This is a genomic window from Kitasatospora sp. cg17-2, from assembly GCF_054031055.1.
Window position 1 is genome coordinate 189,192 of the sequence record NZ_JBSSXW010000002.1, and the last position, 13,648, is coordinate 202,839.

At 71.0% G+C, this 13,648-nt stretch carries 12 protein-coding genes; 7 read left to right on the plus strand and 5 right to left on the minus strand.

Annotated features, from left to right (window positions below; all coding sequences use genetic code 11):
• Positions 1-139 precede the first annotated feature (139 nt).
• From ACW14Y_RS41630 to ACW14Y_RS41645, 4 genes are all read left to right on the plus strand, one after another.
• Positions 140-1,837 carry an ATP-binding cassette domain-containing protein gene (locus tag ACW14Y_RS41630; RefSeq protein WP_456988708.1) on the plus strand — a complete coding sequence of 566 codons (1,698 nt, stop codon included), beginning with the start codon at positions 140-142 and terminating at the stop codon, positions 1,835-1,837.
• Between the two features lie 319 nt (positions 1,838-2,156).
• On the plus strand, positions 2,157-2,495 hold the full coding sequence (locus ACW14Y_RS41635; RefSeq protein ID WP_375982092.1) for a nucleoside triphosphate pyrophosphohydrolase family protein: 339 nt from the start codon (positions 2,157-2,159) through the stop codon (positions 2,493-2,495).
• On the plus strand, positions 2,492-3,064 hold the full coding sequence (locus ACW14Y_RS41640; RefSeq protein ID WP_456988711.1) for an HIT family protein: 573 nt from the start codon (positions 2,492-2,494) through the stop codon (positions 3,062-3,064). Before ACW14Y_RS41635 ends, ACW14Y_RS41640 begins: the two co-directional genes overlap by 4 nt.
• Positions 3,061-3,627: an NUDIX domain-containing protein gene (locus tag ACW14Y_RS41645; RefSeq protein WP_456988713.1), complete on the plus strand. Its 567-nt coding sequence runs from the start codon at positions 3,061-3,063 to the stop codon at positions 3,625-3,627. The genes ACW14Y_RS41640 and ACW14Y_RS41645 overlap by 4 nt, the downstream gene beginning before the upstream one ends.
• Positions 3,628-3,938: 311 nt before the next feature.
• Here the strand turns inward: ACW14Y_RS41645 and ACW14Y_RS41650 are convergent, their stop codons facing one another.
• The 3 genes from ACW14Y_RS41650 to ACW14Y_RS41660 all read right to left on the minus strand — a co-directional run bounded on the left by ACW14Y_RS41650 (position 3,939) and on the right by ACW14Y_RS41660 (position 8,112).
• On the minus strand, positions 3,939-6,053 hold the full coding sequence (locus ACW14Y_RS41650; protein WP_456988715.1) for a hypothetical protein: 2,115 nt from the start codon (positions 6,051-6,053) through the stop codon (positions 3,939-3,941).
• 528 nt (positions 6,054-6,581) lie between these two features.
• Positions 6,582-7,286 (minus strand): SDR family oxidoreductase, encoded by a 705-nt coding sequence (locus tag ACW14Y_RS41655; RefSeq protein ID WP_456988717.1) that lies wholly within the window; start codon positions 7,284-7,286, stop codon positions 6,582-6,584.
• 28 nt (positions 7,287-7,314) lie between these two features.
• Positions 7,315-8,112 carry a helix-turn-helix domain-containing protein gene (locus ACW14Y_RS41660; protein WP_380310155.1) on the minus strand — a complete coding sequence of 266 codons (798 nt, stop codon included), beginning with the start codon at positions 8,110-8,112 and terminating at the stop codon, positions 7,315-7,317.
• A 274-nt stretch (positions 8,113-8,386) separates the two neighbouring features.
• Between ACW14Y_RS41660 and ACW14Y_RS41665 the strand changes: the two genes are divergently transcribed.
• Positions 8,387-9,229, plus strand: coding sequence for an MmyB family transcriptional regulator (locus ACW14Y_RS41665; protein WP_456988719.1), 843 nt, complete (start codon positions 8,387-8,389; stop codon positions 9,227-9,229).
• Positions 9,230-9,406: 177 nt separating this feature from the next.
• Positions 9,407-10,576: an ATP-grasp domain-containing protein gene (locus ACW14Y_RS41670; protein ID WP_456988721.1), complete on the plus strand. Its 1,170-nt coding sequence runs from the start codon at positions 9,407-9,409 to the stop codon at positions 10,574-10,576.
• A gap of 195 nt (positions 10,577-10,771) precedes the next feature.
• On the opposite strand, the gene ACW14Y_RS41675 is transcribed toward ACW14Y_RS41670, so the two are convergent.
• Together ACW14Y_RS41675 and ACW14Y_RS41680 are read right to left on the minus strand one after the other, a co-directional pair.
• Positions 10,772-11,284 (minus strand): hypothetical protein, encoded by a 513-nt coding sequence (locus ACW14Y_RS41675; protein ID WP_456988723.1) that lies wholly within the window; start codon positions 11,282-11,284, stop codon positions 10,772-10,774.
• Entirely contained in the window at positions 11,265-11,639 is a 375-nt protein-coding gene (locus ACW14Y_RS41680) for a hypothetical protein (protein WP_456988725.1), read from the minus strand. The genes ACW14Y_RS41675 and ACW14Y_RS41680 overlap by 20 nt, the downstream gene beginning before the upstream one ends.
• Positions 11,640-12,661: 1,022 nt before the next feature.
• Here ACW14Y_RS41680 and ACW14Y_RS41685 point away from each other — a divergent pair.
• The gene (locus ACW14Y_RS41685; protein ID WP_456988727.1) at positions 12,662-13,183 is read left to right on the plus strand and encodes a hypothetical protein; all 522 of its coding nucleotides are present in this window, start codon (positions 12,662-12,664) and stop codon (positions 13,181-13,183) included.
• Positions 13,184-13,648 lie beyond the last annotated feature (465 nt).

The window sequence follows — 13,648 nt, forward strand, 5'->3', positions numbered from 1 at the left end:
GGCCGACCGTACGGCCCTGGTGGGGGTGGTGCTCGCCGAGGTCGCCCGCGCCGCGGCCGCGGCACTGTCCCTGGTCGCCGTCAACGCCGCCCTGGGGCACCTGTTCACCTCCGCACCGGCAGCGGAAGCAATCCGTAGGGTGCTGCCCGCCGTCCTCGTGGCCGGCGCCGCTGCCGCTGCCGCTGCCGTGCTCGCAGCGGTGTCCACCTGGGGGGCGGACCGGCTCAGCCCCCGGATCCAGCGGACCGCGACCGTCACCCTGCTGGACCGGGCCCAGCGGGTGGAGATGGCGGCCATGGAGGACCCGGCGTTCAACCGCCTGCTGGAATCGGCCCGGTTCGGCATCAACTCGGTCCACCGGCTGACCAGCGAGTCCGTCTCGGTCCTCGGCACCGTGCTCTCCATGACCGCCACCGGCGGCGTCCTGTTCACCCTGTCCCCGATGCTGCTGCCCCTGCTCGTACTGATCGCGGCCCCCCGCGCCTGGGGCGCGGCCGTCACGGCCAGACGCCGACGCAACTCGGTGATGTCCTGGCTCCAGCACCTGCGGGCCTCCCAACTCATCGCCCAGCTCCTCACCCAGACCTACACGGCCGCCGAGATCCGGGTGCACGGCGTCGGCGGCTTCCTGCTCCACCACTTCGAGCAGATGGCCCGGGCCTCGGACGCGGAGCAGGCACGCCTGGCCGCGGCCGCCGCCGGCACCAGGATCGCCGCCGCGGCCGCCTCCGGCCTCGCCTACGCCGCCACCTTCGGCCTGCTGGGCCTCCTGGCCTCCACCGGACACCTGGCACTCGCCGCCGCCGGCACCGCCGTCGTCGCGGTGCGCACCGGCGCCGCGGACGTCAGCGGCCTGCTCGCCAGCGTCAACCAGCTCTTCGAGGAAGCCCTCTACGTCGGCGACCTGCAGACACTCACCACCGAGGCCGACGCCCGGGCCATCCCCACCGGCGGGACCGACCTGCCCGAACGCCCCGACGCCATCCACGTCGAGAACGTCACCTTCACCTACCCCGGCCGCACCACGCCCTCCCTGGACAAGGTCAGCCTCATCGTCCCCACCGGGAAGATCGTGGCCCTGGTGGGCGACAACGGCGCCGGCAAGTCCACCCTGGCCCGGCTCCTGTGCGGCCTCTACCAGCCCGACAGCGGCACCATCCACTGGGACGGCGTCGACACCGCCACCGCCGACCGCGCACAGCAGTACGCCTCCACCGTGCTGCTCCCGCAGGACCTCTTCCACTGGCCCCTCACCCTGCGGGCGATCGTCACCCCCGGCCGTCCCGGCCACCACGACGACGCCAGCGCCCTCGCCCGAGCGGCCGAGTTCGCCGGCATGCAGGCCCTCCTCCGGCAGCAGGACCGGGGCTGGGACACCCTGGCGGCGAAGGGCTTCGAAGGCGGCGTCGACTTCTCCGGCGGACAGTGGCAAAGGATCGGCACCGCCCGCACCCACCTGCGCGCCACCACCACCGGCACCGACGGCCGGCGCCCGTTCCTGGTCGTCGCCGACGAGCCGACCAGCGCGCTGGACCCGGCCGCGGAGGTGCGCGCCTTCGACAACCTGCGGCGCCTGGCCGACCACGGGGCGACCGTACTGCTGATCACCCACCGCCTGGCCGCCAGCGCCTCCGCCGACCTCATCTACGTCCTCAAGGACGGCCGCCTCGTCGAACAGGGCACCCACACCGACCTCATGACGGCCGGCACCGACGAGGACCAGCCCACCACAGGCAGCTACAAGGCCGCCTACCTCCTCCAGGCCCGCCAGTACGCCACCGAGCTGCCCGGCCCGCGCCACGCCGCCACCGAACCGGCCGACAGGAACGATCCATGACGGCCCGACAGCGGCGGACCCGAGCGAACACGAACCCCACGACAGCGACCCGACCCGCAACCCCGGTCCGCCCGCCGACGCTGCGGTCGGTTTCCAAGGCCCGGTCCTCTCGCCGCCGCTCCCGGCGCACCCGCACCCCGTCGGCACACGCCACACCCGCACCACCCCGCCGAAGACCGAGCCCGGGTACCGCCACGCGAGCGGCCGCTGCGCGCCGCGCTCACGGGCCGGAGCGCCCGGCCCCTGTCAGCGGGTGACACCGACGACCGCACACCGCCCCGCACCCCACAGCTGCACCCACCCGGAAGGAGACCCACCGGTGGACCTCAGCGAAATCATCAGGCAGGCCCTGCACGTCCACGGCCTCTACGACGAACTCAACCTGACCACGCGCGGACGCACCTGGTCGCGGCACGACTTCGTCCTCGGCTTCGTCGGGGACGTAGGAGACCTGGTCAAGCTGACCCAAGCCGCCGATGGCGTCCGACCTGCGCCCCCGGGCCCCGGTTTGGCACACGAACTGGCGGACTGCCTGTGGTCCCTCGTCGTGATCGCCAAGGAGTACGACATCGACCTCGAGGCCGCCTTCACGACCACCATGCGGCAGCTGGAGACCACCATCACCGGCGAGCTCGAGCAGAGGAGGGAGACACAGTGAAGCGGGTCGGGTTCGACGAACAGGCATACACCCGGCGGTCCCGCACCGGGCCGTGCTTCGTCTGCCGCATGCTGGCCGGAGACCCGGAATTCCGGCACGAGATCATCCTCCGCGACGAGCACCACGTCGTGTTCCTGGACCGGTACCCGACATTGCTCGGCAAGCTGCTGGTCGCCCCGGTCGAGCACCGACAGGACGTGATCGCAGACTTCACCGAGCAGGACTCCGCAGACCTCTGGCGCCTCGTCCACCGCGCCGGCGCCGCGCTCCAGCAGGTCGTGCCGACCGAGCGGATCTACGTGCAGAGCCTCGGCTCGAACAGCGGCAACAGCCACGTCCACATCCACGTGGCCGCGCTGCCGCCCGGCGTGCCGTACGAGGAACAGCAGACAGCCGCCCTCCAGTGGCAGAGCGCCGGCCTGCTGGAGGTCTCGGCCGCGCAGACCCGCCGGATCGCCGGACAGCTGCGCGCCGAACTCTCCGCCCCGATCCACAGAGCCCACCCCGCAGACCGGACAACGTCGGACCACCTGCCCGAACAGCAGAGCGAGAAGGAGGGCCCGGCATGATCGACGGCTGGACAACGATCTCGTCGACCCTCGAGTACACGGGCGTCCGGGTGGTAGTGCGCCGCGACACGGTCCGGCGAACCGACCTGAGCACGGGGACGTACGAGTACACCGAGTCCGCCGACGGAGTGCGCGTCGTGGCCCTCGACGACCGCAGCCGGATCGCCCTCGTGGAGGAGAGCGTCTACGTCTGCGGTCAGCAGCTGCTGATGTGCCCGGGCGGCGGATGCGAGCCCGGGGAGGACCCACTGACGGCCGCACAACGGGAACTGGCCGAGGAAGCCGGCATCCGGGCCACCGAGGTCGAGCCACTGACGACGATGTGGCGGATGCCCGCCGGCGCCCGCACCCGCGAACACCTCTTCCTCGCCCGGGGCCTGACCGTCGGCGAGCACCACCGGGACGCGAGCGAGGCCGACATGGAACTGCACTGGGTACCCCTGGAACAGGCAATTCAGATGTGCAGCGACGGCCGGGTCACCGAGGCTGGCACGCTCGCGGCGATCCTGCTGACCGCGCAGCACGCCGCCGTCCCCAGGCCGCCCGCCGCACCCACCGGGTGAGCGTAACCCGCCGTCACAGCCGTCCGCCCGATCCATCCGCGCAGCGCCCGGCCGGTGGCGACCAGCAGCTGCGGGCCGTGGCGGGCGGACAGCCGGGCATCGAGGGAAGCGTTGCCGTCGCGGACAGCGCCGCCGCGTTGCCGTACGCGGGCGAGCTCGTGACTGCTGCTCCAGGTCGCCGCCCGACCGTTCGCCGGGCACGTCCAACCCTGCCCGCTCCTCCCACGGCACCTTGGCAGTGTCACCCGAGCCGCCAAAACGCGCTTGCTCCTCGGGGCCGAGCCAGGTGCCGACCTCGAGCCGCAAATCCATCAGGTGCCGTCCACCGACGTCCTCGGACGACTGCTGCGCCGTCCGCCGGCCCGGTCGGCGACTGCCGCACGGATCGTGGCCACCGCCGTCACGCGCTGGTTGAGCAGGAACCCGGCTGCCCGGTCGGCCGCAGCTGCAGCGGCGGCTTCAGCCGCCTGCCGGGCAGCGGCTGACGACTCGAACCGGTGCCTGGAGCGCATCACGGCGTCGTGGGCGGCGGAGGCTTCGGCAGCCACTGCGGGCGAGAGCCTGAATCGCCGGACGGCGTCCTGCTGGTACCGGTCGCGTATGCAGAGCACAGCGAGCAGTTCGCTGGCACCCGCGATCTCCTCGTCCTGCGTTGCGTGCCGGGCATGCGTTCTGGCGCTGCGGATCTCCGAGCGCACCGTCTCCCAGACGGTGCGAACACTGGAATAGTCGCGCAGGTCAGCATGGGCGGCCAGCGCCAGGTTGATGCACTCGCTGATGCCGGCCCCGATGGCCCGCCCTCGCGAACAGCCCGCACACGGCCCTGTGCGCCCGACCGCGCCAGGAGCACCGCAGCCGGGACAGGGAACGGCCGCCCGGGCGGCCTCAATACGGACACTGCGGAGCTCCCGTCCGGCCGGAGCCGTGGCTTCCGAAGCCGCCGACCCCGCAGGGGCGGGCGCCGCCGGCCTCTCGGCCGCTCCAGCGGCATGGCGCGATCGGCTGATCGCGCCCTCGACGAGATATCCGCAGGGCACGCACTCAAGACCTGTCACCACGTCGATCCCGCTCTCGCACTCGACCCGCCCGCAGTCGCTGGCACGGCGAAGCCCGATCCGGACCAGCCAGCCGTACGGGCTGGCGATCGCGGTGGCACTGGCGACCCTGAACCGCAGACGCCGCGCCACCCGCCCGCTGTCACCCGCGACGTCCCGCACCGCCGCGCCCACGGCACGCGCAGCCTCCCGCTGCTCCCAGACGGTCATCAGCGGCAGCAGAACCGCGGCCTCCTGGAGCACGCGGTATGCCGCGGCCGACATGTTCAGCTGCGGCAAGGCTGGCCGGGCAGGGCGTCCGGACGTCACCTCCGTCCTGGACGCGGAGGTGCCGTGGGGCGTGCGGACCGTGTCGGGATTCCTCGCGCGCGTACGCGCTCCACCGGCGACGGTGGGGACCCCTGTCTCGGCTTCGCCGGAAACACCGACCGCGACATCAGCCTGACCATCAGTGCCAAGGTGATCGGCGTGAGAGGCGTGAAGGGCTTCAGCAGCGGAGTTCTCTGGGAAATCGGCGCCACCTGCCGGGCCTGGGTGTGCCACCTGCGGCGATGTCCCGGCGCAACGCGGGCGTGGCCGTGCTGCAGGAGCGGCGGTGTCGCGCCGGGACGCAGCGGAGCGCCGCCGGGCGGCCTTCATCGTCGCCCAGTCCTGGGCCACTGCGGGCACCACGATCCCTCCATGCTGGCGCAGTCGGCTGTCGGTCACCCGCCGGACCAGCTGGATCGCCCCGGCGCTCTGCAGGCGTTGGAGGATCCCTGCTGCGCCGGCCGGTGTGCAACCGCCGCCCAGGAGCCGGGCGAGCGTTGCCGCCGCCCGTCCGCGTTTGGACACCCGGCCGGAACAGAGTCGGACCCGCCCGTCGGGTCGGGCCTCCAGGACCAGGAGGAGCAGGGCAAGCCGATCGGTGGGGGCTCCGCGGCCCGTTCGACAGGCCAGCAGTCCTGGTGGAGTCCGGCGGCCGTCCCGGTGGTACCAGCCCGGGGCGAAGAGCCGTTCCACAAGGCGAAGAAGGGTGGCGAGCGCGGGTCGGTCGAGAGCGAGGGGGTGCCGACGGTCGCCCGCCCGAGTCGCTTCGATCTGCTCCGGGACCCCGACGAACAGTCCCTGCACGGTACCGGTGTCACGGAACCGCTGCCGGGTGACGAGCGTGGACGCCCTGCGTTGCCGCTTGAGGGACTCGTGGATTGCGGAGGCGGACACCCCGAGCCAGCGGCCGAGCTCAGGGGCGGCCGACGTGGTGGCGCAGGTCCGGGCGAGTTCGGCCTTGGCGATCGTGACGATACGAAGTAACTGGTCGATGTCCTTCAGAAGCGCCGCTGCGGGTGAGCGGAGGACGGTGTGGACGGCCGCCCGAAGACGCAGCCGCATCGGCTCGTCCAGTCGCAGGGGTTCCAGCCCTACGACGCAAGCGAACAGTCCGTCGTCTTCTGCTGTGATACGGCGTGTTGACGAAGCGTCACCGCCGGTAGGCATGGTAGAGGGCGCGTTCGCGCATGCGTGACAAACGGGAAGGACGTCAGGCATTATCAAGAGGTCTCTGCTCGAGGTGGAGGCAGCACGAAGCCCTGGGGCCGGCTATCGCTCCCAGGGTTGGCATCGCCTGTGGGACCCGCCCGGGACCGGGCGGTACACCGGGTGGCGGGTCCTCGATCGAGGGCGGCCGCCCGGGCCGTCGCCGGACATGACGTGAGCGCGAACTCGGTCATGCGCCGGCGGTGAAGGGAAGGGCGTGCCGCCGGGCTCGGTGCTGGTAACACCGGTGTGCAGGCGGCAGCCCTGCGGCTCCTGCTCCATTCCGGGGCGGGCCGCACGACGTGTCAGCTCATGGTCGACCTCTCATCTCGTCTCGAGTCCTGATGGGCTGGCCCCACCAGGACGTCTGGTGCGGGCGGGAACTCAATGCCCCATGGAGGCGCCGCCGTCGACGGCCAGGACCTGGCCGGTGATGTACGCGGCCTCGGGAGAGGTGAGGAACAGCGCAGCCCGCGCGATCTCGTCAGGGTGCGCCAGGCGGCCCAGCGGTACCTGCGCTGCCAGGCCCTCGACCATCTCAGCACCGAGCGTGTTGAGCATCGCCGTGTCCGTCAGGCCGGGGGAGAGCGTGTTCACCGTGACACCGCGGGGCGCGAGTTCACGTGCCAGGGATCGGGCGAAGCCGATCAGACCCGCCTTGGACGCGGTGTAGTTGGACTGTCCCGCCTGCCCGTGTAGGGCGGAGGCGGACGAGACGAACAGGATCCGGCCCTCGCGGCGCCGGATCATCCTGCGCGCCGCCAGCTTCGCCACCCGATAGGCGCCGGTGAGATTGGTGTCCAGCACTGACGTGAAGTCGTCCTCGGACATCGTGAGCAGCAGTTTGTCTCGCGTGATTCCGGCGTTCGAGACCAGCACCTCAACAGGGCCATGCTGCTCCTCGATCGCGGCGAACACCCCGCTGACCTCGTCAGGTCGGGTGATGTCGCAGGGCAGCGACAGGAAGCCGGCCGGTGCGGGCGTGGAGCGGTAGGTGATCGCGACGCGGTCGCCGGCTTCCTGGTGGGCCCGGGCGATGGCGAGACCGGTGCCGCGGCCGGCGCCGGTGATCCGGACTGAGCGGTTCATTGACGTGTTCCCCCCGGATGCTCTCGGTTCAGCTGGCTTGCTGCAGTATCGGCATGATCTGGCGCTGTGTCCGGGTGTGCTCCAGGCGCCGCGACAGGGCTGCGGCGGTGTCCATCGTGGCGTCGGCCAGACGCTCGGCGCGCCGCTGCAAGTAGGCGTCGGGGGAGAGGAGGCTGACGGATCCGACGAGGACGGAGCCGCGCCACAGCGGCACGGAGAGCATTTCCCACCCGGCGACGGGTGACGGAGTGCGCGCGTACCCCTGGATCTTGATGCGCCGCAGGACGGCGTTGCCCGCGCTCAGGTCGTCGAGGCCGGCGAGCATGACCAGTCCGGCCGCGTCCTGGTGCAGGGGGGCCCGTCGAAGGACGGGCCCCGCGTCCGAGGTCGCGAGCGCGGCCGCGAAGTCGTGGCGGTTCCCGTCGGCGATGTCGACGCAGATCCTGCTGGGCATGCCCAGCAGGAGGTGGCTGTGCAGCGCGACGACCTGGTTCGTGCGGCGCTGAAGGTGCGCGAGTTCCTCGGAGATCGCCGGGGAGCTGGCGGGCAGCGCGGTCAGCGCGTCCTGGCTGTGCCCCGTGGCGCTGGGGTGGGCGATGGCGTAGGTGCCGTAGGTCGGCTGGATGAAGGTTTGTGTGCGCACGCCCGACTGGAGAATGCGATGGGCGGTGGAGCGGGTGAGCCCGCTGTGGGCGATCACCTCGGCGAGCGTGTGAGAACCCGGGCCGAGTTCGATCAACGCCTGCAGCACCAGGTAGGCGCGCTCGGCAGAGCTGTTCCGCTCGTGATCGTGGACTTGAACCTCGTGCGGCGGCTTCGGCATCATCAGGCCCCCCAGGTCTGTGAGCGTGTGCGGCTGGTGAGACGAATGACCAATTCGGATGCCAAGTCGCCCCGTGGCCTTAAAGATGTAGTCGAACTGGCCTCCGTTGGCCAGGAAGGACCCCTTCCGGAAGTTGTACCTACGAAGGCTTACCTGACCAACGACTCGGCCTGGCCGAGCGCAATGCTTGAGCGATGAAAGCGCGCCGCACGGCCGCCGCCGGGAGACTGGGAACCCGTCGGCGGCGATCACCGGCGCCTGGACGAGGGGGAAGCAAGTGACGAGCGCACGGCAGGGGAATGTCGGTGCACTTGACCAGAAGGAGCAGTTCCAGGCACTGCTGGTCAGATGCAGGACCGCGGTCGAGGCAGGCCCTCCGGCGGCAGCCATCACCACCCGTGGGCGGCGTCGTACCGGTCTCTCGCAGGAGCGCACAGCCTCGATCCTCGGGGTGTCCGTCCGGTCCTACGGCGACTTCGAGCGCGGCCTGACCCGCGCGGAACCCGAGTTCTTGGACCGCGTGGCCTCCGTGCTGCACATGACCGCCCACGAACGGCACGTGATGTTCCTTCTTGCCACCGGGCAGGAACCACCACAGCCGTTCACCAGCCAGCTCAGCTCAGTACCGGCCTACCAGCTGGCGCTCGACTCCAGCGTCCTGCCCGGCTACCTCTCCAACCGCTGCTGGGACATCGAACTGACCAACCAGGCGTTCCGGGACATCTGGGCCGGCAAGGAACTGCCGACCAACGTCCTGCGCTACATCCTGATGAGCAAGCAGGCACGTGAGGACGTACTGCTCGACTGGGACGCCGGGTGGGCACTGCCCTTCCTCCGCCAGCAGCGCGCCGCGCTCAACGCCTCGCCGTGGGAACCCGGCCTGGTCGAGCTCCAACGCGAACTCGAGGAAGCGGCCGGCACCGACAAGCCGCTGCGCACGCTGATGAAGCGTTCGATGGACGACGAATACGTCCACCCGAACGGCGACACCCGGCTCATCTACCACCCCAAGTGGGGTCCGACCCGGATCACACTCCTGATGACCCGCCCCCTGGACGCCGCATCGGGACACCGGTTCGTCTGGCTGGTCCCACCCAAGCCGATCGACCAGATGCCCTGACCCGCACGGTCCGGACAAGTGCTTCCCCGACGCCGGACCGCTCCGGCACGCAACCGCCGACCCCCCGAGATGCGTCATCCCGTCATCGGCAACAATGCGTGACCAAAGCGCACTTGTGACGCTCGGCGGCGCTGCCAGCGGCGACGGACCCTACAACAAACGAGGAGACAGTGCCCCGTGTCCCCACAACCGGCAGTACTGGTCGTCGGCCCGAGCAGGGACCACGCAGCCGACCTGCAGAGCGTTGCCGAGACCCGTCCGATCGCCTACCACGACCCTTCCTCGAACTGGGGAGTACCCGACGCGACCGCACCGACAGCGGGTGCCGACGGCTTCGGAGAGGACCCGCCGGCGGGCCTGCTGGCGCTCACGGCAGAAGCCCTGCCGCAGGCCGCCGACCTGGCCGAGGCGCTCGGCGTCCGAGGCCCGGCCAAGGCGTCGGCCGCCGCGTCAGCCGACCGCTCCATCGCGCGGGTCCTGCTCACGGAAGCGGGACTGCCCGTCCCGCGAGGCACCCGCGTCGACTCCCACCAGGACGCGGCCGCCGCGGCACTGTGGACCGGGTACCCCGTTTTCCTGCGCCCGCTCGCGAACCTCGGCCACCACGGCGCGATCCGGGCCGACAAGGCCGAAGACCTTCACGCCGCATGGACGTTCGCGCACACCGCCGCCCTCACGGCAGAGACCACCCCCGGGGCCGTCCTCCTCGAGCAAGCCCCGGCCGGCGACCAGGTCACCCTCCAGACCGTCACGAGCGGGCGGCGAACCTGGGTGGTCGCCGCGGTCCGGTCGGCGTTCACGAACCACCCCCTGTTCCAAACCTCCTCCCACCTCGTCACCGCAGAGGACGTGGACCCGGACCTCGCACAGCTCGCGGCCCGCGCGATCCAGGCCCTCGGCGTCGAGAACGGCGTAGGACACGTGCACATCGTGACGACCGTACTCGGCCCGCTCATCACCGACGCAGCAGCCCACCTGCAGGGCGACAGCATCCCCGAACTCGTACGACTGGCGACCGGCGTGGACCTGCTCCTGGCCGCCATCCAGACCGCCACCGGCCAGCACCCGGCCATCACGCCCACCCACAGTGCGAGCGCGGCCGTCGCCCTGATCCGAGCGGCGTCCACCGGCACCGTCACCGGCCAGTCCGTCGACCCCGAGCAGCTGAACGCACCCTGGCTGGCACGACTGGCCTGGGAGGCACCCCTGGGCACGCCGGTCGAGGCGCTCCCAGCCTCGCTGCTCGCCCGCTGCATAGTCACCGGACCCGATCCCGACACCTGCCTGTCCAACCTCGCGCAGGCCCGCCAAGGCGTCCAGGTGACCGTCCAGCCCGACCACCCGTAGAGCCTCGGCGAACTCGCCCACCCTTCCGAGCCCGAGCGGCCGGTCGCGAACCGCCACCTTGCCCACAGGCAACTCGATTACCGACCGCTCGGACAACCCCTGCCAGCAGGAACCATCGTGGCGCAGACTTCCCAGTTCCACGACGAGCCCCCAGCCCTGCCTCGCCCGAACACCGCAGTATCGAAGGCAGCAGCCTCAGCGCCGCCGGCTCTGCGCTCGGCGCAACCGCTCCACAGCCAGCCGCTGCGCCTCGGCCAAGCTCCGACGCCCGGGCGCAGCGGCAACCGGCGCCGGGGTCGTCTGCGGCACGGGCGCCCGCACGATCCACTGCCGGTCCAGTCTCGCCCCGGCCAGCTCGTACACCTCGCTCGCGGCCCGGGCCCCCACCGCGACGACCTGCAGCATCATGCGCGCGTCCGGGCCGGGGAGCGCATCACGCAGGCGGTAGACAATCCGCCATGCCGGCGCACGCCCTCCCACCGTCCTGATCTCGTTCTGCGACTCGTCGAAATAGAGCTTTCGGCAGTCGGACAGATCCGGATGCCTCGCCATCGCTTCCAGGGGAGCGCCGCGTAGCTCACCTCGGGTGAGCTGGCTGATCCTGATGAGGGCGAGCCGTTGGAGCTGGGAGGTTGGCAGCGCCAGGATGTCGGCGCCAACCTGCGGATGATGGTCCGCGCGGTACAGTTCAGGCCCCTTCGCCTGCATCCGGCCCCCCTTCGACACCTCCGGCGCCACCCGCAGTGGCCTCCCCGGCGGTGGCGTCGTACTCGGCATCCGCAACGAGCTGGGCCAGGGCTTCATTGCTCAGCCCTTCACCCGCCTGGGGAGCGGAGACCAGACGATCCGCGACCATCGCGGCATCGGCCGCGCCCGCTGCCTCCAGCAGCCGCTGAAAGCCGCTGAAGGAGATCAGCACTGCCTGCGGGACGCCCTCTTCCCCGATGACGACGGCGTGCGACGGGTCCTGAGTGAGCTGCCCGACCAGGCTTCGCAGGGTGCCGGCAGCCCGGCTCGGCGAAATCATCTGGGGAGGAGTCACGTTGGCACTCATGCTGTCCATGGACCAACGGTAGCGACCCCTCGGGCCGTGCTCTCGAGCGCACGTCCGCAGTCTCGCGAGCGCGGACGTACCCGCACAGGTTCCCGCCGTCCCGCTCCGCCACATGAAGCTCGACCCTCGGATCCCGCCGAGCGGAACCGAGCACCGCAGCCCTTTGGACCGCATCCCGCTCCACGGGAACTTCACCACCGCCCGAGTGCGAGCCGACCGCGCTGTGCACTTCCCTGGGGCCTCGAATGACAGGCGGTCCGTGGGGAGGCAAGGCATGGGGCAGCCACTGACTGCGGCGGTCACCGCACTCTTCCTGACGGGCGCACTCATGGTCGCTGCCGCTCTCTGCGAATCCAGACTGTCCGCCAACGGACAGCGCAGGTCGCCCGGCCGGCGTGTACCCGCAGTCCCGGTCGTCGTCGCCCAGGCGGTGTGACGTGGAGAGACAAGGTGTCGCGCAGACAACCGACCCTGGGGCGGAACCCGTCCCACCCGATGACACCGAGCTCGTCGAGCTGACCCCCGAACACCTTCACCTCCTGCAGCAGCTGGCCGCCAGCCGTGCCGCACGCCAGGTCGGCCCACCCCCCGGCGCGGAACGGCCTCCTGGCACGCCCGCCCAACTGGGCTCCGGCGACCTCGTCCAGGAGAACGAGCGCCTGCGTACCTACGTCGCGGTGCTGGAGGCAGCCGTGACCCTGCTTCTCGAACCGGAGCCTGCCAACGGTGAAACGGATCCGCCGGCGCCCAGGTGAGCCCGGAACCTGTAGACAGAGCGGCGATTCCGATCGGCGGGAAGCACGGACCCAATCGCCCCGTGCTTCCCGCAGGCCGGGATCCGAGCACCCCCCACATGCCCGGTGGGGCCCGAATCCCGCACGGTTGGCCGAATGCACAACGGTCGCCACAAGGTAACCCCGGGCCGACCAGGAACCGTACCTACCCGAAAGCCTCACAGCTCCATCCGTCATCAGCAGGCAACGACCTGATGCCCCGATGACAGAACCATCAGCTGACCACGAGGAGCAGCAATGGCGATCAACCAATACGGCACCGAGGCCCGGGCCTACTGGCGCCAGTGGCTGCCCAAGCGCTACGCCGCCCTGCCCGACCCCACCGCCTTCTTCACCGCGCTCGGTGAGCAGGTCGAATCCCAGGTCGGCGACCGCTGGGACCGGTACGTCGTCGCGGACACCGCACCGGCCGACGAGACCCACGAGGGGCGGGTGGCCCGACTCGCGCAGCTCAAGGCCCGTGCCGCGAACGAGGCCCTCGACGAGACCGTACGTCTCGAACCCGAGCCCGAGGCCGGCCCCGAACGCGAGGACGACAGCCTGGAGAGCGACGAGGAGTACGAGGCCCGTATGGCCTACCTCCGGAAGCACGCGGAGTGGGTCAGCACCACCGCTGACGCGCTCCTCGACGGCAATCTCCGGCTCAGCGACCTCGACGACCAGCAGTTGCGTCACGTCCTCGACTACATGACCCCGTCCTTCCTGCGCCTGCTCGGCACCTCGGTGGAGGACCAGCGCGCCCGCGGCCGCGACCTGTAGCCACCCACACCAGCCCGCCCCGGCCCGATCACCCTTGACGCGAAGCACGGAGGATCGCATGTACCGGACACCCGATCAGCTCGCCGACCTGGAGAACGAGGCCGCGAGCGGTGCGATCCACCTGCGCGCCCAGACGACCTGGGCCGACAGGCGCTGGCAGTACCGGCTCTACCTGGTCGACCCCGACGCTCCCGGTGCAGAGCCTGGCGAATTGGGGCGACATGTTCTGGTAAGGGTCAACGAGGACGACAGCGTCCACGAGGTCGCCTCACCACGGCGCCTGGCTCACACCGAATGGGCCGAGGACCTGTTCGACCGCCTTGCAGGGGCCCAGCAACTCGGCAACCTGCCGTCCGTCATCATGAGCGCCGACGGTGCCACGAACCCGACGCTGCTCGCCGTCGAAGAGCTGCTGACGGGTGAAGCCTTGTCCACCCCGCCCACGCGGATCCGGGCCGACGCCGA

Excerpts from the sequence above, each read along its gene's own strand:
- ACW14Y_RS41645 (WP_456988713.1), top strand. The coding sequence starts at position 3,061 with ATGATCGACGGCTGGACAACGATCTCGTCGACCCTCGAGTACACGGGC.
- ACW14Y_RS41650 (WP_456988715.1), bottom strand. The coding sequence starts at position 6,053 with ATGCGGCTGCGTCTTCGGGCGGCCGTCCACACCGTCCTCCGCTCACCC.
- ACW14Y_RS41655 (WP_456988717.1), bottom strand. The coding sequence starts at position 7,286 with ATGAACCGCTCAGTCCGGATCACCGGCGCCGGCCGCGGCACCGGTCTC.
- ACW14Y_RS41660 (WP_380310155.1), bottom strand. The coding sequence starts at position 8,112 with ATGATGCCGAAGCCGCCGCACGAGGTTCAAGTCCACGATCACGAGCGG.
- ACW14Y_RS41675 (WP_456988723.1), bottom strand. The coding sequence starts at position 11,284 with ATGCAGGCGAAGGGGCCTGAACTGTACCGCGCGGACCATCATCCGCAG.
- ACW14Y_RS41680 (WP_456988725.1), bottom strand. The coding sequence starts at position 11,639 with ATGGACAGCATGAGTGCCAACGTGACTCCTCCCCAGATGATTTCGCCG.
- ACW14Y_RS41685 (WP_456988727.1), top strand. The coding sequence starts at position 12,662 with ATGGCGATCAACCAATACGGCACCGAGGCCCGGGCCTACTGGCGCCAG.